Source organism: Latilactobacillus sakei (genome assembly GCA_002953655.1).
Taxonomy (GTDB): domain Bacteria; phylum Bacillota; class Bacilli; order Lactobacillales; family Lactobacillaceae; genus Latilactobacillus; species Latilactobacillus sakei_A.
The window spans coordinates 336065-358303 of sequence record CP025839.1 but is presented as its reverse complement, the minus strand read 5'-3'; the positions used below and the strand labels follow the sequence as shown (position 1 = coordinate 358303).

At 42.3% G+C, this 22239-nt stretch carries 14 protein-coding genes, 3 rRNA genes and 1 pseudogene; 3 read left to right on the top strand and 15 right to left on the bottom strand.

The window, feature by feature from the left end; translation table 11 throughout:
* Positions 1-21: 21 nt before the first annotated feature.
* A complete protein-coding gene (gene sdaAA / locus C0213_01550; GenBank protein AUX11176.1) occupies positions 22-915 on the bottom strand; it encodes an L-serine ammonia-lyase, iron-sulfur-dependent, subunit alpha in 894 nt (297 codons plus the stop codon).
* Positions 916-931: 16 nt separating this feature from the next.
* Positions 932-1582 carry an L-serine ammonia-lyase, iron-sulfur-dependent, subunit beta gene (gene sdaAB / locus C0213_01545; protein ID AUX11175.1) on the bottom strand — a complete coding sequence of 217 codons (651 nt, stop codon included), beginning with the start codon at positions 1580-1582 and terminating at the stop codon, positions 932-934.
* A gap of 373 nt (positions 1583-1955) precedes the next feature.
* Here sdaAB and C0213_01540 point away from each other — a divergent pair, with 373 nt between their 5' ends.
* Positions 1956-2597 carry a short-chain dehydrogenase gene (locus C0213_01540; GenBank protein ID AUX11174.1) on the top strand — a complete coding sequence of 214 codons (642 nt, stop codon included), beginning with the start codon at positions 1956-1958 and terminating at the stop codon, positions 2595-2597.
* An 86-nt stretch (positions 2598-2683) separates the two neighbouring features.
* Here the strand turns inward: C0213_01540 and C0213_01535 are convergent, their stop codons facing one another.
* The 6 genes from C0213_01535 to C0213_01510 form a co-directional block, all read right to left on the bottom strand.
* Positions 2684-3322, bottom strand: coding sequence for a hypothetical protein (locus tag C0213_01535; GenBank protein AUX11173.1), 639 nt, complete (start codon positions 3320-3322; stop codon positions 2684-2686).
* A 100-nt stretch (positions 3323-3422) separates the two neighbouring features.
* Positions 3423-4946: a cell surface protein gene (locus C0213_01530; protein AUX11172.1), complete on the bottom strand. Its 1524-nt coding sequence runs from the start codon at positions 4944-4946 to the stop codon at positions 3423-3425.
* Positions 4947-5156: 210 nt separating this feature from the next.
* Positions 5157-6491: a CoA-disulfide reductase gene (locus tag C0213_01525; GenBank protein ID AUX11171.1), complete on the bottom strand. Its 1335-nt coding sequence runs from the start codon at positions 6489-6491 to the stop codon at positions 5157-5159.
* 21 nt (positions 6492-6512) lie between these two features.
* Positions 6513-7910 carry an L-cystine transporter gene (locus C0213_01520; GenBank protein AUX11170.1) on the bottom strand — a complete coding sequence of 466 codons (1398 nt, stop codon included), beginning with the start codon at positions 7908-7910 and terminating at the stop codon, positions 6513-6515.
* Positions 7911-8301: 391 nt separating this feature from the next.
* Complete coding sequence (locus C0213_01515) at positions 8302-8769, bottom strand: threonine/serine exporter (GenBank protein ID AUX11169.1); 468 nt, start codon at positions 8767-8769, stop codon at positions 8302-8304.
* 17 nt (positions 8770-8786) lie between these two features.
* Positions 8787-9545: a hypothetical protein gene (locus tag C0213_01510; protein ID AUX11168.1), complete on the bottom strand. Its 759-nt coding sequence runs from the start codon at positions 9543-9545 to the stop codon at positions 8787-8789.
* 233 nt (positions 9546-9778) lie between these two features.
* Between C0213_01510 and C0213_01505 the strand changes: the two genes are divergently transcribed.
* Positions 9779-10960, top strand: a complete 1182-nt coding sequence (locus C0213_01505) for a Bcr/CflA family drug resistance efflux transporter (GenBank protein AUX11167.1) — start codon at positions 9779-9781, stop codon at positions 10958-10960.
* A gap of 50 nt (positions 10961-11010) precedes the next feature.
* On the opposite strand, the gene trxA is transcribed toward C0213_01505, so the two are convergent.
* The 7 genes and pseudogenes from trxA to C0213_01470 form a co-directional block, all read right to left on the bottom strand.
* The gene (trxA, locus tag C0213_01500) at positions 11011-11346 is read right to left on the bottom strand and encodes a thioredoxin (protein AUX11166.1); all 336 of its coding nucleotides are present in this window, start codon (positions 11344-11346) and stop codon (positions 11011-11013) included.
* A gap of 69 nt (positions 11347-11415) precedes the next feature.
* Positions 11416-11532: ribosomal RNA gene (gene rrf / locus C0213_01495) — 5S ribosomal RNA — on the bottom strand.
* 88 nt (positions 11533-11620) lie between these two features.
* A 23S ribosomal RNA gene (locus C0213_01490) occupies positions 11621-14541 on the bottom strand.
* Positions 14542-14758: 217 nt separating this feature from the next.
* Positions 14759-16336, bottom strand: a 16S ribosomal RNA gene (locus C0213_01485).
* Together the 16S, 23S and 5S rRNA genes form the textbook arrangement of a ribosomal RNA operon.
* 552 nt (positions 16337-16888) lie before the next feature.
* Positions 16889-18493, bottom strand: coding sequence for an aspartate 4-decarboxylase (locus C0213_01480; protein ID AUX12789.1), 1605 nt, complete (start codon positions 18491-18493; stop codon positions 16889-16891).
* A 93-nt stretch (positions 18494-18586) separates the two neighbouring features.
* Positions 18587-20129: pseudogene (locus C0213_01475) on the bottom strand (ABC transporter ATP-binding protein).
* 314 nt (positions 20130-20443) lie between these two features.
* A complete protein-coding gene (locus C0213_01470) occupies positions 20444-20794 on the bottom strand; it encodes a hypothetical protein (GenBank protein ID AUX11165.1) in 351 nt (116 codons plus the stop codon).
* Positions 20795-21091: 297 nt separating this feature from the next.
* On the opposite strand from C0213_01470, the gene C0213_01465 reads away from it, so the two are divergent.
* A complete protein-coding gene (locus C0213_01465) occupies positions 21092-22201 on the top strand; it encodes a sodium:cation symporter (GenBank protein AUX11164.1) in 1110 nt (369 codons plus the stop codon).
* Positions 22202-22239: the final 38 nt, after the last annotated feature.

Here is a 22239-nt window from a genome sequence, read left to right as displayed (position 1 = left end):
CTCCTAAAATAGCAAAGCTATTTATTTATCAATACTCATATCTTGACCAAAAATTTGCATTTTAAGCGCAATCCCAGTTGGTGTTGCTGCTAAACCGCCTAAGCCAGTTTCTCTCAGTGTTGAAGGTAGGTTTTCACCAATACTCTTCATTGCACTAATGACCTCATCAGCTGGAATTTTACTTACTAAACCAGCAAGTGCCATATCAGCACTTGTTAAAGCGTTGACGGAACCAATCACATTCCGCTTAACACATGGGACTTCAACTAACCCTGCAACGGGATCACAAACTAAGCCTAATAAATTAGACATCGCCATCGCAAAAGCTTCTGAAGATTGTTGTGGTGTTCCACCGGCTGCTTCAACTGCTGCGGCCGCACCCATTGCTGAGGCGCTTCCGACTTCTGCTTGGCAACCACCTGTCGCACCAGCAATCATGGCATCATTAGCAACAACCATCCCAAATGCTGACGCGCAAAACAAGAAACGAATTTGCGCATCACGATCGAGTGATAACTGTTTCGTAATCACTGATAAAATCCCTGGTAAAGTCCCAGCAGAACCTGCCGTTGGTGTCGCACAAATAATCCCCATGGACGCATTAACTTCATTTGTCGCAATGGCGTTTTGAACAGCTTCCAACATGATATCACCTGATAGTGATTGCCCTTTTTCACGATACCGTTTCATCAAAACGGCTTCACCACCGGTAATCCCAGTTGCTGACTGAACGCCTTCACCGGTCACCCCTTTTTCTTCAGCAGCAAGCATGACATCTAAATTTTTACCCATTGTTGCCCAGATAATTTCTCGACTAGAATGACTCATTTTGATTTCTTGCTCAATAATTAATTCAGAAATAGGTAGTTGCCGTTCTTGCGCTGTTTGAACTAACTCATGAATTTTTGTGTACATCACATTTCACCGCCTTCTATAATACAATCATATCTTTACTCATACCACGAACCTGTTCAACCTGTTCTGGATAAGGCTTATCAAGTAACTCTAATTTATACAAGAACCGACCTGGTACCCGAACTGAGATGCGTTCGTCACGATAATTATCCTTGAAGATGTGGTCCAAAGCAGTCCCAATCTCTTGGTCAGCTTCGACAAAAATAATAGGTAGCGGGCCGTCTGGTTGGAAGATAATCCCATTTAAATCAACCTTCCGAATCTCAATGGTCCCACCACCAATCGAACAACCCCAAATCGTTAATGATTTTTGTGAATTAATAAGGGTTAATTCAGCAGTATTGGGATGATTAACTGGGCTATCACCAGGATCTTCAATGAATTCAACTTCAATTCCCTGACGACGTGCTAAATCGACCGCCATTGGTACCCGTTGATCAGCAGGATCGAATCCTAACACACCACTAATAATGGCATAATCGGTCCCATGTCCTTGGTGGGTCTGTGCAAAAGATTCATAATAGCGCACAATCACCTTTTTAATTGGCGCATGGAAAAGTCGATTGGCAACGTGTCCGATCGCCACAGCACCAGCAGTATGTGAACTAGAAGGTCCTATCATAATCGGTCCAATAATATCAAAAACACTACGATATTGGTTTGTCATTCTAAACGCCTCTCCTCAAGAAAAATTAAATAACAATTTGTAAAATCAGGTTATTGTAAAATACATCACAATCCTTATACCTGTACCATAACACAAATTGAATAGCAGTTCATTATATTACAATAAGCATATTTATGTGATTATGAGAAGGTTATTAAATGGATGGCAAGCTTCACCATGTTAATTATATAAAAAGGTTTATTTAACGTCTATGCATCGCTTATATTTCTTATTTAAATCTCATAATTCATATTAGAAAAAACGTTTTATAATTGTTTTACTAATTGTGCTATAACACGGCGCTTTTATTTTGCACTTACTAATAATAACTACTATAATGTATCTTAAGATAATCAGCAAAGGAGTCTCTATTATGAAAATATTTGTTATTGGTGCCCATGGTAACATCGGCCAATTACTAATCCCCAAACTCGTTGCAGCGGGCCACATCGTCTCTGCAGGTATCCGCAATGAGGCACAAGCAACTGAAATGACAGCATTAGGCGCAACCCCCGTTTCTTTTGACTTAACGAAACAACCTAAAGAGTTAGCACCTCTTTTTGCTGACCATGACGCCATCGTCTTTACTGCCGGTTCCGGTGGTAAAACTGGCGACGATCAAACGCTATTAGTCGATTTAGACGGCGCTGTTAAAAGTATGGCGGCTGCTAAAATCGCGGATGTGAAACGCTATGTCATGGTCAGTGCCCTCTTCGTTGAAGACCGCGCCAAGTGGCCAGAAAGTATCAAGCCTTATTATGCCGCTAAATACTATGCTGATCACTGGCTCGAATTTTCTGGTTTAGACTGGACAATCCTCAGACCCGGCACATTAACCAATGATGCTGGTACAGCGCAATTCACCATGCAACCAACTGGTGGACAAGTTGCCCGTGCTGATGTTGCAGCCATGATCAAAGCTGTCCTTGAAAAACCAGAACAAACAATCCACCACAAGTATTCATTTGTAAATGGTGACCTACCAATCCAACAAGCAATTGAACAAGCAGATTAGAAAAAGTGTACCATCAATATTCGGATAATAAAAAAGGGTCTAAGACAAAAGTAAATTTTGTCTTAGACCCTTTTTGAATCGATACTTTAAGCATCGCTTTTTTTCTTAGTCGTTGTCTTTTTAGTGGTTGTTTTCTTTGTCGCTGGTTTCTTCTTAGTGGTTGTCGTTTTTTTCTTGGTAGTTGTCTTTTTAGCCGCCGTTTTCTTCTTAGGTGCTGCTTTTTTCTTAGCAGGAGCCTTTTTAGGGACTTCAACTGGTGCTTCTTTAGCCAACTTAGCGCCTGCTTCAACAGCTTCTAGATCCTGCGTTAATAGTTGTTCGACTTTGGCCCACGCTTGATCAGCTTGTGCTTCAAAGTCAGCAACAGTTCCAATGAGGTCAATCCGCATTCCCGAGCGGTTCACTAGTAGTGAAGTGACATAAAGATAGATATTGACTTCCGCTTGTGCTTCTAATTCTAAAAATTGGTTCACCTTTTTGATGTATTGTAATGGTAAATTCACAACACCTGTTTCTAGCGTCACCTTCACTTGTTCACCTTCATAAGTGGTTAATGCTGAAAAAGAAGCCAATGCTTGTTTTTCAACAGCCTTACTGACAGCAGGTTTCAATTGTGCCAAGAAGTCAGCTGCCACAAATGGGTTGGGTGTTGCTATTTCATATTCATCTGTTAAATAAGTTTGATCTTGAATTTCATTAATAAATGCTTGTACGCCGATTTTCATTTCATCAGTCCTTTTTTGATGTTCTACCTAGCATAGCTTATTTTAGTCTAAAACACAAAAAACATCCCACAGAACGTGAGATGTTTTAATTTTTAAGTGTTTAGAAGACACGTTTAGCAAAGCTTGGTGTGTAATATTGCATTGAACCAATTTTAACATTTTCACCTGGTTGTGGTGCGTGGACGTATTGGCCACCACCGATATATAAAGCAACGTGGTATGAGCTACCTTGTGCACCCCAGAATAATAAGTCTCCAGGTTGTAAGCTGCTTAATGAAACAGAATAACCGGCACTTTCTTGAGGGACTGTCCAGCCACCGATACTCCGACCGGCTGCATTTTGGAAGACATAATCCATCAAACCAGAACAATCAAAGCTACTTGGGCCATGAGCACCCCAAACGTAAGGTTTACCAATTTGAGCCATTGCTAAATTGATAACAGCTTGTGCATTACCCGTGGTTGGTGCTGGTGTTGCGGGTTTTGGCGTTGTAGGCGCTGGTGTCGGTGTTGTTTGTGTGGGCGTTGTTGGTTTAGTACTTTCAACAACCGCTGGTTTGCTTTCGGCAACAGACGATTGTTGTACCGGTGCTTTAGGTGTTGTTTGTTGGGTACTACTTTCAACAACTGGTGTTGAAGGTGTCGTTGATGAAACAGTCGCAGATTCTGCTTGAATTGGTGTCGCTTCTGGTGTTGATTCAACCGTTTCTTTAGCAGGTACTTCTACGGCTGTTGCAGATGAGCTTTGCGCTGGTGCAACTGAACTTTCAACCGCTGATGCTGTTGATTCTGATGTCACACTACTTTCAGCAACTGGCGCTGTCGATTCTGACGTTACACTACTACTTTCAGCAACGGACGATGAGGCTACTGGTGTCGAAACAGACTCAGCTTGACTCTCTGATGCAACCGGTGCTGTTGATTCTGAGACAGTTGTACTTGAAGCAACACTTTCTGAAACTGATGATGAGGCAACTGGCGCTGGTGTTGCTACCGATGTACTTTGTGAGGTTACTGTTTCAGCGGCTGGCGTCACTACCTTAGCAGCAGTCGTTGATTGAGCTGGTGCTTGAGTAGGTGTTGCTGCTTGCTTAACAACCGGGGTGCTCTTCAATTGACCTTCACCTGTAAAACGAGCCGGAATCCAACCACCATTAGCTAATTGATACCATTCTTCACCTGAGACAGTTTGTGTTTTTACAACGCCTTCAGTTTGACCGTAAGTCATATAACGGCCAGTAGGTTGTGTATAAGTTGGTGTTGACCAGACAGTTGTGGCACCATCCGCAAAAGCAACACGAATCGTTTTAGTAGCATCTGTTTGTGCTTTAGGTGTTTCCTTAGCAGTCGTCAAATAGCGTTCTGGCACCCATTCGCCGTTACCAATCCGATACCAAGTTTCAGCACCCACTTTTTGAGAAGCGAGTAGATTAACTGATTGCCCCTTAAAAATGTAACGTTTAGCTGTTTGTCCAGTCTCAGGACTTGTCCAAACCGTAGTTGCGCCAGCTGAGTAATTGACTGTTGCGGTTGCGGCGTTGGCTTGTCCTGCACTGATTAAACTCATTCCAGCGACTCCTAAGATACCTGAACCAAGTGCAATTAAACTCTTCGTGTTGTTCATTAACTTATCTCCTAAACATGATTTTATATTTGGTAATTCTTAATATTCGTAAGTAATTTCTAAATATCTTAAAAAAAAAATAATTTCTAAAAGCAATCTTAGCATAATTTAGCCCCATTAATCAAGTTTGCACGCTTCCACCCTTTTTTTAGAAAGTACTAAAAAAAGGGACAACAAAATTTAATTTGTCATCCCTTTTTCTTAAATCACCTAATGAGCCACGTTTCCGGCAACATTTAATGCATCCCAAGTTCTTGCAAATGGTGGCGCATAGACAAGGTCTAATAACCCTAATTGCTCAGTTGTCATTTGTGCCTGAATGGCAGTTGCGAGTACATCAACTCGCAAGACCGCATCCTTTTGCCCAATAATTTGACCCCCGATTAAAACATGATCTGCTTTTTTATAAACTAATTTAATCGTCAGTTCTGATTGACCTGGATAATAATCGGTATGATTCTTATCGTGGATCAAAACAGTATCGTAATCAATGCCAGCTGCTTGTGCTTGGGCAGAAGTTAGTCCTGTCCGCCCAGCTTCAAGGGTCACTAACTTGACCCCGGCTGAATTTAGCATCCCTGGTAATTGTGCTTGTTGCCCCGCTAAATTAACGCCCACAACGCGACCTAACTTGTTAGCACCAGTGGCTAAAGCAGAATACATGGGCTCGCCGGTCACACTGTTAATTACCGTGGCATTATCGCCTGCTGCGAAAACATTTTCGATTGATGTCCGCCCTGTTTGATCGACGACAATCGCACCATTTTTAAGCTTTTTAAGCCGCTCATCCGTGATAAATTGTGTATTAGGCCGAATCCCAGCTGCGACAACCACTAAGTCTGTTGCGTAGCGACCTTTATCAGTTACAACGCCCGTTACCTTCGATTGTCCTTCAAAAGATTGAACAGCTTCTGATAATCGTAATTCGATCCCATTATCGCGTAAATCAGCGGCCATCATCTCCGTTAATTCTGAATCAAATGCAAGTGGCAAGACGCGATCTTCTAGTTGGATAACCCGTACTTTTTTACCTAATTGATGGAACTCTTCAGCAATTTCTAAACCGATAAAGCCCGCACCAATCACCGTTACGGATTGAATTTCAGGTGTTTGACCTAACTGACGGAGCACTTCACCATCAGCCAACGTCCGTAAATGATAAATATTATCCAATTGACCATTTTCAAATGGTGGCATCACTGCCGTTGCCCCAGTCGCTAACATTAATTGATCGTAATGTTCTGTTTTGGCCTGCTTTGTTTTTAAATCACGAACAGTAATCATCTGTGTATCGAAATCAACCGCAACGACTTCGTGTTCTAATTGCACGTCGATGCCTTGTTTAGCAAAAGCTTCCGGCGTTCTAGCAATCATTTGGTTAGGATTATCAAAATGCTCGCCGACAAAGTATGGTAAGCCACAAGCACCAAAGGAGACGTAATCCCGCATCTCATACATCACAACTTCTAATTCTGGGTTCATTCGTTTAGCTTTAGCGGCCGCACTCGTCCCGGCTGCTGTTGCTCCTACAATAATGGTTCGCATTGTTATCCCTCCAACTTAAAATTATGCCACTTCATCTGAATCTTCTGTTAATGTCATATCATTAAACTTATGCTTATCTAATTTACCTAGGAATTGTGCCGTCAACACCCCAACAGTCATTGAACCATTAACGTTCAATGCTGTCCGCCCCATATCGATTAATGGTTCGATTGAGATTAAAAGACCGGCTAACCCAACTGGTAAATTCATTGAAGAAAGGACGATCAAAGCGGCAAATGTTGCGCCACCACCGACACCGGCAACTCCGAATGAACTGATCGCCACAATTAAGATTAATTTAACCAAGAAGCCAATGCTCCAAGGGTTAATGCCAACCGTTGGTGCAATCATAACTGCTAACATCGCTGGATAAACACCAGCACAGCCGTTTTGACCAATTGAAGCCCCAAATGAAGCTGACAAGTTGGCAATCCCTTCTTCGACCCCTAAACGTTTTGTTTGGGTTTCAATATTCATTGGAATTGAACCCGCACTTGTCCGTGAGGTAAAGGCAAAGATTAAGGTTGGAATAACCTTTTTAATGTAATTAATTGGGTTTAAACCCGTAAAGGTGATCAATAGGAAATGAACGATAAACATGATAATTAAAGCAACGTATGAGGCGATTACGAACTTCCCTAGATTCAAGATACCTTGGACATCTGTTTGGGCCACCGTCGTTGTCATTAATGCCAAAACCCCGTACGGTGTCATTCTCAAGATTAAAGTAACCATTCGCATGATAACGGCGTAAAAGGCATTGACGATTTTATTAAACGTCTCTGCTTGTTCCGGTTTCTTCCGCCGTAATTGTAAGGCTGCTAAACCCAAGAAAGCTGAGAAAATAACAACCCCTAAAGTTGACGTTGGTCGTGCACCAGTCATATCCATAAATGGATTTTCTGGAATGAAGCTAACAATCTTTTCAGGGACGGTTTGTTCTTGGACATCCCCTAATTTTGTTTCTAATTCTTTTGAACGAGCCTTTTCAACCTGTCCTGATTGAATGGAACTCGCATTTAAATCAAACACGTTTGACGTCACTGAACCAACAGTTGCGGCAATTAACGTCGTGAAAACTAATAAACCAATAACCATTCCGGCCATTTTACCTAAGCCCTTAGACGATTCCAAGTTAGTAATGGCTTGAATGATGGAAACCATGACTAACGGCATCACAATCATCTTCAAGAATGATACATAACCGTTTCCGACAATCCCAATCCAATCGGCCGTTTGTTTCACTACTTCTGAGTCGGTTTTAAAAACTAATTGTAAAATAGCACCAAACAAAATACCGACACCTAATGCCGTGAAGACCCGTCGACTGAATTTAACGTGAATCCGCGCCATCTTATTTAGAACGAATAACATGATCAACATAATGATAATATTGATCACAATATATGTAATAGTCATCTCTATCCCTCATTTCCTTTTTCAATACTTACTTATTGTAAACGAAAACCACTTTTTTTGCATTAAGTAAGCCCTAATTTCTGAAATAATTCGTGAAAAGCCATTAAACCACATTATTTCTTTCAATTTTTAACCTGAAATTTACAGAAAACCCGATTGGGAGCACAAAAAAAGACCCTTCCTAAAAGGAAAGATCTTTCTCGACAGTATTCCGAAGAATAAACACCATGTGCTCCACAACACAGCGGGCGAAAACACCCTTGCAATACGGCAAGTGATTAAATTAATAATCGTGGTATCCTGTATCTTTGGGTCTCCTAGCTGCTTTCGCAGAATAGTTGCCTACCGAGACTTACTCGACTCATCGCATAACAATAGTATAGCATACTTTTTAGTGTCTTGAAAGCCAAATCGGCACACTACTTCTTTTTCTGGTAATATCCGCTAGAATTTGGGCAAACATAAAACCGACTGCAATCGCCCCTGCGACCATCACTACCGAAACACTCTGGGTAACAGCTTGTGAGATGTTCCCTAAAACTAGGTTGCGAACTGCCCGATAGGCAGTACCACCCGGCACCAAGGGCACTAAGCCAGGAATATTAAAAATGATCACGGGCATTCGTTTATAGCGAGCTAAAATACTCCCGACAATCCCGACAGCTAACGCCCCGAATAAATTAGCCATCATCCGACCACTACCAAGGTTAAACAGTACCCAATAAACCTGCCAACCAAGCATGCCTGCAATCCCACACCAAACTAGTGCGCGCCGCGGTAAATTAATACAGATTCCAAACGCGACTGTTGAAAAATAACTAAAAACTGCTTGGACAATGAACTGTACCCAATATGGCAACTATCCCACCACCTTCATTAAATTAAGAATCTAAAGATTAACGCAATCCCGGTTCCAATCGCAAAGGCACTTAAAAGCGCCTCAACACCGCGCACAATACCAGATAATAAATGCCCGGCTAACATATCTCGAATCGAATTAGTAATCGCCACACCAGGCACAAGTGGCATCACAGCCCCAATAATAATATTATCGAGATCGACCCCTAGGTGCCACTTCGTTAATAAGTAAGCTGATACACCAATCGAAAAGGCTCCTAAAAACTCGCCAATAAAGCGAATGCTAGTCAAACGATTGATTTCAGAAAAAACGGCATATCCTAAAGCCCCCACTAAGGCCGCTGGTAATAAATCAGCCCAGTCATATTCACCGGAGAAAATAATCATTAATAACGCTGATACAAAAGCCGCTGCAATAATTTGAATCCACAACGGAAAATAAGGTGTGTGTTGATCAATTTGTTTGAGACGAGTACTTAACTGATCTAACGTAATTTCTTTGGTCGCAAACTGCCGTGAAGCGGTATTAACATTTTCAACTTTTTCTAAATTAATCGTACGCACTGCAACTGATTCCAACTGCACATACGGTTGATTTTCAATCCCGATAAATAAGCCAGTGGGTGTCGTGAAGACCACACTCTTTTGAATACCAGCATTATAAGCAATTCGGTTCATCGTATCTTCAACTCGGTACATTTCAGAACCACTTTCAATCATAATGCGCCCCGCAATTAAGCAGGTTTCTAGAATTTTATTTTTTTGTGCAATTTTCATACAAACCCTCACTCAATTCTTTTCTCAATATCTCCATCATAACTTGTTTAAACTTAAATAGAAACAATAAATCTGATTAAAAATTGCTCATAGAACCCCTCATCATTCACCATCTATGTTAATCTAATAAGGAAGCATCATTTATAGCACCTATTCGAATACGTACTGCGACAGCTACGTTTATGACGGGCTATTTTTTTGGACTTTTTTCCAGCTTATCTAGGAGGGTTTTCATGCATTATTCAAAATCAAGAATCATCTGGCTATCCGTTCTACTCGGCTCTTTGAGCGCTTATGGTCCCTTATTGGTCGATATGTATTTACCGGCATTTCCAATTATGGAATCTGATTTTCATACTTCCGCTTCCATGATTCAGATTAGTTTGACGATGTGCCTAGCGGGGTTAGCGATTGGCCCCATTTTCATGGGTGCCTGGAGTGATCGCGTCGGTCGCAAAAAACCGTTGGTGATTGGGACATCACTAGCCATTATCGCTTGTTTTCTATCACTTGTTACCCATAATATCTGGTTATTCTTTTTACTTAGATTTATCCAAGGGCTTGCAAGTTCTGCTGGCCAAGTGGTCACGCGGGCTGTTGCGAAGGATCTCTTTAACGGCAAACAACTGACTAAGTTTATCGCATTATTGATGGCCATTAACGGGATTTTCCCGATTATCTCACCGTTAATTGGTAGTCTACTATTACGTTATACTTCCTGGCAAGGTATCTTCGGTTTCATCGGTGGTGCCGGCTTACTCTTATTACTCGGTTTGATTTTCGGATTTAAAGAAACGCACAAGTTATCCCCAGCCGATCAAAAGGCAACCAGTACCCGACTCAATGTTCAAACAGTCTTTAAAGATCGGCCTTTTATCTGTTTCGTACTTATCCAAGGACTCGTCTACGGCGCAATGTTCTGTTATATTTCTGGCTCTAGTTTTATGTTACAAAACGTCTTTTCACTTTCAAAATCAACTTTTAGTCTTATCTACGGGATTAACGGGATTGGGATTATCCTAATGGCAGAATTATCAACCGTTCTGATTAACTGGTTCACCGAATTAGAACAACTAAAATTAGGCCTCATTGGCGGACTGATTGGCGGTTTCTGTATTTTGATCAGTGGCTTAGGCCCTAACAAACTTTGGTTAGCATTGATTGGTTTATTCCTAGTCGTTTCAACTCTTGGTCTTATCAATGCCGTTGTCACTTCCTTGGCACTTCAACGACAAGGGAAACAAGCCGGTATCGCTTCTTCGGTTTTAGGCTTAGGCATGTACGTCTTTGGCATCTTCTTATCACCACTTGTCGGAATTATGGGCAGTTATACTTATCTCCCACTAGCCATTCTTATTCTAATCTGTGAATGCAGCGCACTGTTACTCTATCGCTATGTGCGTCGTATTGTTTAAGCTTAACAAAATAAAAGGCGAGACGTCCATTTGGATGTCTCGCCTTTTATTTAGCCTTCGTGATTAGATTCTGCAATCTTCTTATCTAAATACCGTTTCAATTTTTCTTTAGGGAAAGCACCCGTTACTTTTTCAGTTGCTTTGCCCTTTTTGAAAATTAATAAGGTTGGTACGGATTGAATGGCATATCGTTCTGCTAATTCAGGTTGATCTTCAACATCCACCATCCCGAGCTTAAATGCGTCATTAGAAGCTGCCTGTAATTCTTGAATCATTGGCGTCATGATTTTACAAGGCATGCACCAGTCCGCCCAAAAGTCTAAAATAACTAACGGTTCTTCAGCAACAAAGGCCTCTATATTGTTCGCTGTAATTGTTTGAGTCATTATTTTCCCTTCCTAATTAAAATATAACTAACAAAAAAGGCTGAACCTGAGGTTCAACCTTTTTAATTTGCGTGGCAACGTCCTATCCTCGCAGGTAGTTTCCCACCAACTACTATCGGCGCTAAGAAGCTTAACTACTGTGTTCGACATGGGAACAGGTGTATCCTTCTTGCTATCGCCACCACACTATTTGTGCTTACGCACTGAGAAGAACTTCGTTCTCTCAAAACTGCATAATAAGTAATATTTCATTTCAAAAGCCAAACATTGCACCTTTGGTTAAGTCCTCGACCGATTAGTACTAGTCCGCTCCATACATCGCTGTACTTCCACTCCTAGCCTATCTACCTGATCATCTTTCAGGGGTCTTACTTCCATAAAGGAATGGGAAATCTCATCTCGAGGGGGGCTTCACACTTAGATGCTTTCAGCGTTTATCCCTGCCATACATAGCTACCCAGCGATGCGCCTGGCGGCACAACTGGTACACCAGAGGTATGTCCATCCCGGTCCTCTCGTACTAAGGACAGCTCCTCTCAAATTTCCTGCGCCCGCGACGGATAGGGACCGAACTGTCTCACGACGTTCTGAACCCAGCTCGCGTACCGCTTTAATGGGCGAACAGCCCAACCCTTGGGACCGACTACAGCCCCAGGATGCGATGAGCCGACATCGAGGTGCCAAACCTCCCCGTCGATGTGGACTCTTGGGGGAGATAAGCCTGTTATCCCCAGGGTAGCTTTTATCCGTTGAGCGATGGCCCTTCCATACGGAACCACCGGATCACTAAGTCCGACTTTCGTCCCTGCTCGATTTGTCAATCTCACAGTCAAGCTCTCTTATACCTTTACACTCTACGAATGATTTCCAACCATTCTGAGAGAACCTTTGAGCGCCTCCGTTACACTTTAGGAGGCGACCGCCCCAGTCAAACTGCCCACCTGACACTGTCTCCCGCCACGCTAAGTGGCGCGGGTTAGAGTGGTCATACAGTTAGGGTAGTATCCCACCAACGCCTCAATCGAAACTAGCGTTCCGATTTCTACGGCTCCTACCTATCCTGTACGAACTGTACAAACACTCAATATCAAGCTACAGTAAAGCTCCATGGGGTCTTTCCGTCCTGTCGCGGGTAACCCGCATCTTCACGGGTATTATAATTTCACCGAGTCTCTCGTTGAGACAGTGCCCAAATCATTACGCCTTTCGTGCGGGTCGGAACTTACCCGACAAGGAATTTCGCTACCTTAGGACCGTTATAGTTACGGCCGCCGTTTACTGGGGCTTCAATTCTGGGCTTCGCTTGCGCTAACTCATCCTCTTAACCTTCCAGCACCGGGCAGGCGTCAGCCCCTATACGTCATCTTACGATTTTGCAGAGACCTGTGTTTTTGATAAACAGTTGTTTGGGCCTATTCACTGCGGCTGACCTGACGGTCAGCACCCCTTCTCCCGAAGTTACGGGGTCATTTTGCCGAGTTCCTTAACGAGAGTTCACTCGCTCACCTTAGGATATTCTCCTCGACCACCTGTGTCGGTTTACGGTACGGGTAGTTTATTTCTCACTAGAAGCTTTTCTTGGCAGTGTAACATCAGGAACTTCGCTACTTAATTTCGCTCCCCATCACAACTTGTCCTTAAAGAATCAAGCATTTCACTCAACTCAAGACTTATTGCTTGGACACACATTTCCAGTCGTGTGCATTCCTTAGCTTCCTGCGTCCCTCCATCATTCAAACAAAATAAACTAGTACAGGAATATCAACCTGTTATCCATCGACTACGCCTCTCGGCCTCGCCTTAGGTCCCGACTAACCCTGGGAGGACGAGCCTTCCCCAGGAAACCTTAGTCATACGGTGGATCAGATTCTCACTGATCTTTCGCTACTCATGCCGGCATTCTCACTTCTAAGCGCTCCACTAGTCCTTACGATCTAGCTTCGTCGCCCTTAGAACGCTCTCCTACCGCGGACACTTACGTGTCCACCCACAGTTTCGGTATTATGTTTAGCCCCGGTACATTTTCGGCGCAGCGGCACTCGACTAGTGAGCTATTACGCACTCTTTAAATGGTGGCTGCTTCTGAGCCAACATCCTAGTTGTCTGTGCACCGCCACATCCTTTTCCACTTAACATAAATTTTGGGACCTTAACTGGTGATCTGGGCTGTTTCCCTTTCGACTACGGATCTTATCACTCGCAGTCTGACTCCCGGAACTAAATCAATGGTATTCGGAGTTTATCTGAATTCAGTAACCCATGACGGGCCCCTAGTCCAAACAGTGCTCTACCTCCATGATCCAATATTCCGAGGCTAGCCCTAAAGCTATTTCGGAGAGAACCAGCTATCTCCAAGTTCGATTGGAATTTCACCGCTACCCACACCTCATCCCCGCCATTTTCAACTGACGTGGGTTCGGTCCTCCAGTGTGTTTTACCACACCTTCAACCTGGACATGGGTAGGTCACTTGGTTTCGGGTCTACATCTATATACTCACTCGCCCATTTCAGACTCGCTTTCGCTACGGCTCCAGCTTTTCACTTTAACCTCGCATATAAACGTAACTCGCCGGTTCATTCTACAAAAGGCACGCCATCACTCATTAACGAGCTTTGACTAATTGTAGGCACATGGTTTCAGGATCTATTTCACTCCCCTTCCGGGGTGCTTTTCACCTTTCCCTCACGGTACTGGTTCACTATCGGTCACTAGGGAGTATTTAGCCTTGGGAGATGGTCCTCCCGGATTCCGACGGAATTTCACGTGTTCCGCCGTACTCAGGATCCAGAACGGAGGTTAAGTTGTTTAATCTACGTGGTTATCACACTCTTTGACTCAGCTTCCCAGCTGATTCGATTACAACTTAACTTGGTAACTCCAAAGTTCTGTCCTACAACCCCAAGAAGCAAGCTTCTTGGTTTGGGCTCTTCCCCGTTCGCTCGCCGCTACTTAGGGAATCGATTTTTCTTTCTCTTCCTGAAGGTACTTAGATGTTTCAGTTCCCCTCGTCTACCTTCATTAAGCTATGTATTCACTTAATGATAATACTCGATTAAAAGTATTGGGTTCCCCCATTCGGAAATCTCCGGATCAAAGCTTACTTACAGCTCCCCGAAGCATATCGGTGTTAGTACCGTCCTTCATCGGCTCCTAGTGCCAAGGCATCCACCATGCGCCCTTTATAACTTAACCTATCTTTACCTACGGTAAAGGGTTATTATTTGAGTTTAGCGATATGAACTAATTCATATTTCTATTATTAAAAAACTCTTTAAAACGCAATGTTTTTCTCGGCTTTTAAAACTAATATATTACTTATTATCCAGTTTTCAAAGAACAAAGTTTGAGAGTAGACCTCTCAAAACTAAACAAAGTTTTGATTTCGCAAATGTACAAGGTTTTCCGTATTATTCCTTAGAAAGGAGGTGATCCAGCCGCAGGTTCTCCTACGGCTACCTTGTTACGACTTCACCCTAATCATCTGTCCCACCTTAGACGGCTGGCTCCCCGAAGGGTTACCTCACCGGCTTTGGGTGTTACAAACTCTCATGGTGTGACGGGCGGTGTGTACAAGGCCCGGGAACGTATTCACCGCGGCATGCTGATCCGCGATTACTAGCGATTCCGGCTTCATGTAGGCGAGTTGCAGCCTACAATCCGAACTGAGAATGGTTTTAAGAGATTAGCTAAACCTCGCGGTCTCGCAACTCGTTGTACCATCCATTGTAGCACGTGTGTAGCCCAGGTCATAAGGGGCATGATGATTTGACGTCGTCCCCACCTTCCTCCGGTTTGTCACCGGCAGTCTCACTAGAGTGCCCAACTTAATGCTGGCAACTAGTAATAAGGGTTGCGCTCGTTGCGGGACTTAACCCAACATCTCACGACACGAGCTGACGACAACCATGCACCACCTGTCACTTTGTCCCCGAAGGGAAAGCTCTATCTCTAGAGTGGTCAAAGGATGTCAAGACCTGGTAAGGTTCTTCGCGTTGCTTCGAATTAAACCACATGCTCCACCGCTTGTGCGGGCCCCCGTCAATTCCTTTGAGTTTCAACCTTGCGGTCGTACTCCCCAGGCGGAGTGCTTAATGCGTTAGCTGCGGCACTGAAGGGCGGAAACCCTCCAACACCTAGCACTCATCGTTTACGGCATGGACTACCAGGGTATCTAATCCTGTTTGCTACCCATGCTTTCGAGCCTCAGCGTCAGTTACAGACCAGACAGCCGCCTTCGCCACTGGTGTTCTTCCATATATCTACGCATTTCACCGCTACACATGGAGTTCCACTGTCCTCTTCTGCACTCAAGTTTCCCAGTTTCCGATGCACTTCTTCGGTTGAGCCGAAGGCTTTCACATCAGACTTAAGAAACCGCCTGCGCTCGCTTTACGCCCAATAAATCCGGACAACGCTTGCCACCTACGTATTACCGCGGCTGCTGGCACGTAGTTAGCCGTGGCTTTCTGGTTGGATACCGTCACTACCTGATCAGTTACTATCAGATACATTCTTCTCCAACAACAGAGTTTTACGATCCGAAAACCTTCTTCACTCACGCGGCGTTGCTCCATCAGACTTTCGTCCATTGTGGAAGATTCCCTACTGCTGCCTCCCGTAGGAGTCTGGGCCGTGTCTCAGTCCCAGTGTGGCCGATTACCCTCTCAGGTCGGCTATGCATCACGGTCTTGGTGAGCCTTTACCTCACCAACTAACTAATGCACCGCGGGTCCATCCTAAAGTGATAGCCGAAACCATCTTTCAACCCTGCACCATGCGGTGCTAGGTTTTATGCGGTATTAGCATCTGTTTCCAAATGTTATCCCCCACTTTAGGGCAGGTTACCCACGTGTTACTCACCCGTCCGCCACTCACTCAAATGTTTATCAATCAGGAGCAAGCTCCTTCAATCTAAACGAGAGTGCGTTCGACTTGCATGTATTAGGCACGCCGCCAGCGTTCGTCCTGAGCCAGGATCAAACTCTCGATTAAAAGTTTGTAGCTCTTGTTTTGTTACTTAATTTATTTGCTAGCGAAATTGACTTCGCAAATATGTTGTGCCCTAAAAGGGCGACCCTACACATTTGGTTTATCAAAACTTTGTTCAGTTTTCAAAGATCTACTGCGTTGAAACAGCTTTTTAATTATATCATATAACTAATTATCTGTCAAACACTTTTAAAAATTATTTATCACTTAGAAGTTATAACTCCGTAAGCAATATATAATATGTTATCACGATTAGAATTAAATAACAAGTGTTTTTCAAAAACATTTTAATTATTTATTTCATTACTCATTACTCATTACTCATTACTCATTACTCATTACTGAGTGACTTGCTTTTGACAACTTTTATATCTTACCAACTTAATACAGCTAGGTCAAGCACTTATTACTAAAAAATTGATTAAATGATTAATTTATTCCTATAAGCATTAAATTAAACTAATGTCTTCTATATAAAACCCTACTGATTAAGACGCAAAAAGGGCGTTAGAACAACTTATCGTTGTTCTAACGCCCTTCATTACACCTTATTATGCTTTAGATTGCAAGTATTCAGTATAGTAGCTTGCCAGTAAATCAGAAATCCGACCACCGACTGTTTCATAGTCCTTATCTGGACGGTTAGCAAGTGAAATTCTTAAGTACCCCGCCTTGGTTCCCATCCCAGCACCATCCATTACAACAACCCCATATTCCGCTGCGAGTCGCCATTCAAATGTTAAATGATTACAGTTTTGTTCCAAGTATGCCCTGAAGTCTTTAGAGTATTTCGACTCGGCTAACTTATAGATACTAAAAACAGTGTAGTATTCCGCATTTTCTTCGGTTGTCTTAACGACTAATCCCAGTGATTCCCAAAAGGCCTTATAACGATGACTCACAATTTCCTTAGATGCTGTCACATACGGATCTTCTCGTCCTTCGTAAATCAGGTTCGTCAAACTAAAAAGTGCCATGGTAATTTGTTGTGGTGTTGATAAGCCAGCTGCATGATATAAACCAATGTTTCGGCTATCCGCTACCGTCCGATCGATAAAACTCATTTCGTGTGGTTTATTCGTGACGTACGAATACCGTTTCCGGAAAGCTTCTCTAATAACCGGATCTTCTGCAGTCATTTCTTCAATCAATTTATCGAAAATGTTATCGTCATGCATCGCGATTAAACCAATCCGTTGGCCAGTTGCGCCATATAATTTAGAGAATGAGTACACTAACAATGTATTATGTGGCACAACTGAGTAGATGGTCTTAAAATCATCGACAAACGTCCCATAAACATCGTCCGTAATAATCACGAGGTTGGGATTGGCTTCCACAACTTCTTTCAACTTATCTAATGCATGGTCACTAAAAGCTCTAGAAGTTGGGTTAGTTGGGTTTACCACGAAAAAGGCTTTAACATTTGGATCCTTTAACTCTTCAAATTTATGATCGACCAATTGCCAATCATCAGATTCATCAGAACTAACGTTAAACTCTTGTAGTTTAAATTCATTTAGTTCTGGAATCTGTAGGTATGGTGTAAAGATGGGCGTATTAATCGCAATCGTATCACCCGCCTCTAAAATATGGCTGACCTTTAGTTCATTAAAGAGGTAAACCATGGCAGCTGTCCCACCTTCAGTTGGAAAGACCTTCGTCTTATCCGATAGGTGTTCTCCCCGGTAGAGATTTACTTCTAAATACCGGTTTAAAATCTTTTCAACATTCACTAAGCTGCGTGAAGGTTCAGGATAATGGTTGCCAATAACGCCATCAACCCACTCAAAGACCAGCTCATCTTGATTGATATGCATGACGTCTCGGGTATAAGCCAAGGCCTGCTTCAAAAAAGTATCCACTGGATTATCACCATCTAAGAACTGATTGAAGCGTTCCGCGATACCTGTTTGATCGGTGTAGCCAGCAAGATTCCCATCATCTAAGTTAATCGTTTGTAAGGATTCCTTCATCCCAAACTCAACAATCCGGTTAAAGGCAAATCTCGCTTGGGTATTAATCCAATTTGGATTACCACGTCCAACGTTAATCGCTCGCAAACCGCGACTATTTGTCAACGCGTATTTATAAAATAGTGCTGCGACTTCAAAGTTCGACATCTGGGTTAATTTTGTTACATCAATTTTATCCATATGACCCCCGCCAGTATTAGTAAAGTTAGTCATTTATCCCCATAAGCTTAACACTTGTCTGTTATAGATACAGTATATATTAAAAATAAATCATCAAGATTTAATCAAGGACTCAACATCCAATACTTTATCAATCCAATCGCCTTGATAAAAGTCTTCTTCATGGGTAACCAGTAAGACACCGCCCTCAAATTCTTGAATCGCTTTTCGTAAAGCGTTCTTCGTATCATCATCTAAATGATTCGTGGGTTCATCTAATAGAAGAAAGTTACTTGAAGTTAAGAGTAATTCGGCAATTTTAACTTTTGATTGCTCGCCACCGCTGAGTTGTTTCAATGGTTTCATCGCTTCTTCCGCCGTTAGCCCTGTCCGGGATAATACTTGGCGCAGTTCCTTTTGCTTTTGTTCTGGATACTCACCTTGTAAATATTGGAGCGGGGTTGCCATATTGTTAGGCCACTTTAAGTCCTGCTTGAAGTAACCAAACTTCACCGTGCTGGCAATTTCAAAGTCACCGCTAATCGCTGGAATTTCTTTAATGATGGTTTTAATCAGTGTCGACTTACCAATCCCATTAAAACCTTTGAGCACCACTTTTTGATCTCGACCAATTGAAAAGTTCAAGGCGGGTAATAGCGCGTTTTCGTACCCAATTTCCAAGTCGTTAGTCGTCAATAGAATCTGGCTAGCTGTTGCGTGGTAAGGAAAGCGGAAATTAGCCTTCACACGATTACTGGGTGGTGTCAAAATATCCATGTGCGCTAATTGTTTCTCACGACTCTTGGCAATTGTTGACCGTGAACCCGCTTTATACTTGCGAATGTAAGCCTTCGTTTTTTCAATTTTCTTTTGTTGGTTCTCGTAAGCCTTCATATAGCTAGCTTGGTTATCGGCTTTTTGGCGGAAGGCCTGTTGGAGCGTTCCGGTATATTTGGTAATCTTCCCAAATTCGATATCAGCAATACAGGTTGTTACCCGTTCCAAGAAATCATAATCATGGGAAATTGTAATAAAGGCGCCCTCGAAGTTATTCAAGTAATCGCTAAGCCAATCGATGTGGTTGGTGTCCAAATAATTGGTTGGTTCATCCAATAACAACATGTCTGGTTCTTCTAATAATAACTTCGCCAAAATAATCTTTGATCGCTGGCCCCCACTAAGTTGTGAAACATCATGATCCATTCCTAGCGCATCGATTCCTAAACCAGTCGCAACTTGCATAACCCGTGTATCAATTTCATAGAAGTTCTTAGCTTCAAGAAGTTCTTGAATCGCACCCGCTTTTTCGAGTAGTTGGTCATCTAAACTCGTCGCATAGTCGGCGTAGTATTGACCCATCCGTTCTTCCTGCGCATACAAATCTGCAAAAGCTTTTTAAAAATTCAAAAATGGATAAGCCGGGTGCTAATTTGGCGTATTGATCCAAATAACCAATCTTGATATTTTTTTGCCAAGTTACCTTACCCTCATCTGGTAAAATAGCGCCCGTTAGAATGTTAATCAGCGTACTTTTACCAACCCCATTTTGGCCAGTAATCCCCATGTGTTCACCTTTGTTGACTTGGAACCCGGCGTCATCATATAGTTGTTTGTCTAAAAATTGTTGACTTAGTCCTTCGACTTTTAAAATACTCATTGTCTTTTCCTACTTTCTTTCCAATAAAAAACAGGGATAGCATCTAGCTACCCCTGTCGCGATTACAATCACTGACTTTATCGACCGCCATCTATAAAAGACACCACAAAATAAGCAACCCCAAAGTCGCATATTACCGTGAGCATTCTTCTATAGATGACTTTTAATCAATATTAGGCTCTACACGCTGTGTCATCTGCAAATGTGTAGAGCAAAGCTTCATAATTAATGGTCGTTCAATTGTCATTGTTCTCGACACCTTTTCAATAAGTTAGGTTAATGTTAACACAGTTCTAATTGGGAAGCAAAATCGCTTAGCCTACCCGGTCGCGTAGCTTAGCCAATAATTCCGCACGTTTCCGCCGGGGAATAATCAAGCGTAAATCACCACGAATAATGGGGTAGTCCTTAGCATTACCATGCATCAATTCCGCTAAGTCGTTACTATCCAAGCCTTGATTGATAACTTCAATTTTAATCATTTCGGCTAAATAGGTACTATAAAACGTATTATAGCCTAAATAGAGTCCGATAATAACACTCGCTAAAATTGAAAGCCACAAACTAACGTGTAAAATACTATACAAAATTAACATGCCACAGGTGATTGAAATCACTGCAGCGACGATTCCTAATATCACTGTATGTCTTGGGGCATCTTTCATATGCGCCACCTTCTTCTTAAATAATCAATAATAATCCTAATATAGCGAAGTTACGCTCAAGAAGCAATCAAAAATTAACCGCTTCCTTCTATTACTATTATACTGAATTACGCAGTACAATAGCAGTTAAAAGACTTAAAAATTAGTTAAATGGTCATCATCCTTTAGTAAAATGAGATTCTAGCTATTGTAAAAATTATGTATATATTGTAAATTTTTCTGTTTTTATCGCCAAAAACAGTCTAGAATTGGAATAGTGCTTTTTTAATCTTATATAAAGAGGATAACTTAAACGATATGAAAAACATTGCTTTGAACATCCGAGATTTTTTCTTAGATGACAAATTACTCCTTGCCGCAACGATTGCAGCTATTGTCACCTCATTTTTCAATCGCCCCCATCTTAGTTACGTTAATTTTCACGTAATCGTCAGTGTCTTTTGTATTATGACGCTCGTTCAAGTTTACCAACGATTACATGTGCTTGATTACTTCGCGCGAGAATTAATTATTAAGAGTCATTCCAAACGTGCTTTAATGCAGATGCTCTTGGCACTGACCTTTGTTGGGGCAATGTTTCTAACCAATGATATGACGGTCTTAACTTTTGTACCGTTGTTCATCCTAATTGCGCGGCAACTTGATTTTTCACCGATTTTACCTGTCACGTTAATCACAATTTCGGCTAATCTCGGTTCATCCCTCACACCGTTTGGGAGCCCGCACAATATTTTCCTCGTATCGTTCTACCATATGACGATTCGCCATTTCTTTGAATATTCAATTCCAGTCTTAATTCTGAGTATCATTATGTTGACTGCCACAACGTTTCTTTTTCCAAAGGAACCCATCAAACTACACGGTCTCCATCCGGTGGAAGTTGAAAAAGGGCCTTTATGGTATTTCGTACCCCTCACAGTGGTTGTTTTCTTAGCAGTCTTCTCATTGATTCCATTATGGGTCACACCTATCTTGGTCATCATTGCGATTTTAGTATTTGATCCGAAGCTTTTCAAAACAGTCGATTATGGTTTATTGTTAACTTTCTTCTGCTTCTTCATCGCAGTTGGTAACTTAAGCCACATCCCAACAATCGCCACTTTCATGCGTTCACTTGTTGGTACTGCTAAACAAACCTATCTGACAGGCCTCATTAGTTGTCAATTAATCGCTAATGTCCCAACTGAAATTTTACTATCAAGCTTTACCAACCACAGTCACGCAATGTTCTTAGCCATCAACATCGGTGGGGTCGGCACAATGTTCGCCTCACTTGCTAACTTAATTGCTTACAAACGTTTCAAAAAAGGCTGGGGTAAAGATATCGGTAAATTCTTAGTCGTCTTTACTGGTATGAACTTTTTGTTCTTAATCATCTTAGGAACCTTTGGCTACTTCCTAATCTAATCACAAAGAGCACCAAGACATCACGTCTTGGTGCTCTT

What these genes read in the sequence shown, in the direction of transcription:
- C0213_01480 (AUX12789.1), bottom strand. Translation starts at nt 18,493, where the DNA reads ATGGATAAAATTGATGTAACAAAATTAACCCAGATGTCGAACTTTGAA.
- C0213_01530 (AUX11172.1), bottom strand. Translation starts at nt 4,946, where the DNA reads ATGAACAACACGAAGAGTTTAATTGCACTTGGTTCAGGTATCTTAGGA.
- C0213_01470 (AUX11165.1), bottom strand. Translation starts at nt 20,794, where the DNA reads ATGAAAGATGCCCCAAGACATACAGTGATATTAGGAATCGTCGCTGCA.
- sdaAA (AUX11176.1), bottom strand. Translation starts at nt 915, where the DNA reads ATGTACACAAAAATTCATGAGTTAGTTCAAACAGCGCAAGAACGGCAA.
- C0213_01535 (AUX11173.1), bottom strand. Translation starts at nt 3,322, where the DNA reads ATGAAAATCGGCGTACAAGCATTTATTAATGAAATTCAAGATCAAACT.
- C0213_01525 (AUX11171.1), bottom strand. Translation starts at nt 6,491, where the DNA reads ATGCGAACCATTATTGTAGGAGCAACAGCAGCCGGGACGAGTGCGGCC.
- C0213_01465 (AUX11164.1), top strand. Translation starts at nt 21,092, where the DNA reads ATGAAAAACATTGCTTTGAACATCCGAGATTTTTTCTTAGATGACAAA.
- C0213_01510 (AUX11168.1), bottom strand. Translation starts at nt 9,545, where the DNA reads ATGAAAATTGCACAAAAAAATAAAATTCTAGAAACCTGCTTAATTGCG.
- C0213_01520 (AUX11170.1), bottom strand. Translation starts at nt 7,910, where the DNA reads ATGACTATTACATATATTGTGATCAATATTATCATTATGTTGATCATG.
- trxA (AUX11166.1), bottom strand. Translation starts at nt 11,346, where the DNA reads ATGACTCAAACAATTACAGCGAACAATATAGAGGCCTTTGTTGCTGAA.
- C0213_01505 (AUX11167.1), top strand. Translation starts at nt 9,779, where the DNA reads ATGCATTATTCAAAATCAAGAATCATCTGGCTATCCGTTCTACTCGGC.
- C0213_01540 (AUX11174.1), top strand. Translation starts at nt 1,956, where the DNA reads ATGAAAATATTTGTTATTGGTGCCCATGGTAACATCGGCCAATTACTA.
- sdaAB (AUX11175.1), bottom strand. Translation starts at nt 1,582, where the DNA reads ATGACAAACCAATATCGTAGTGTTTTTGATATTATTGGACCGATTATG.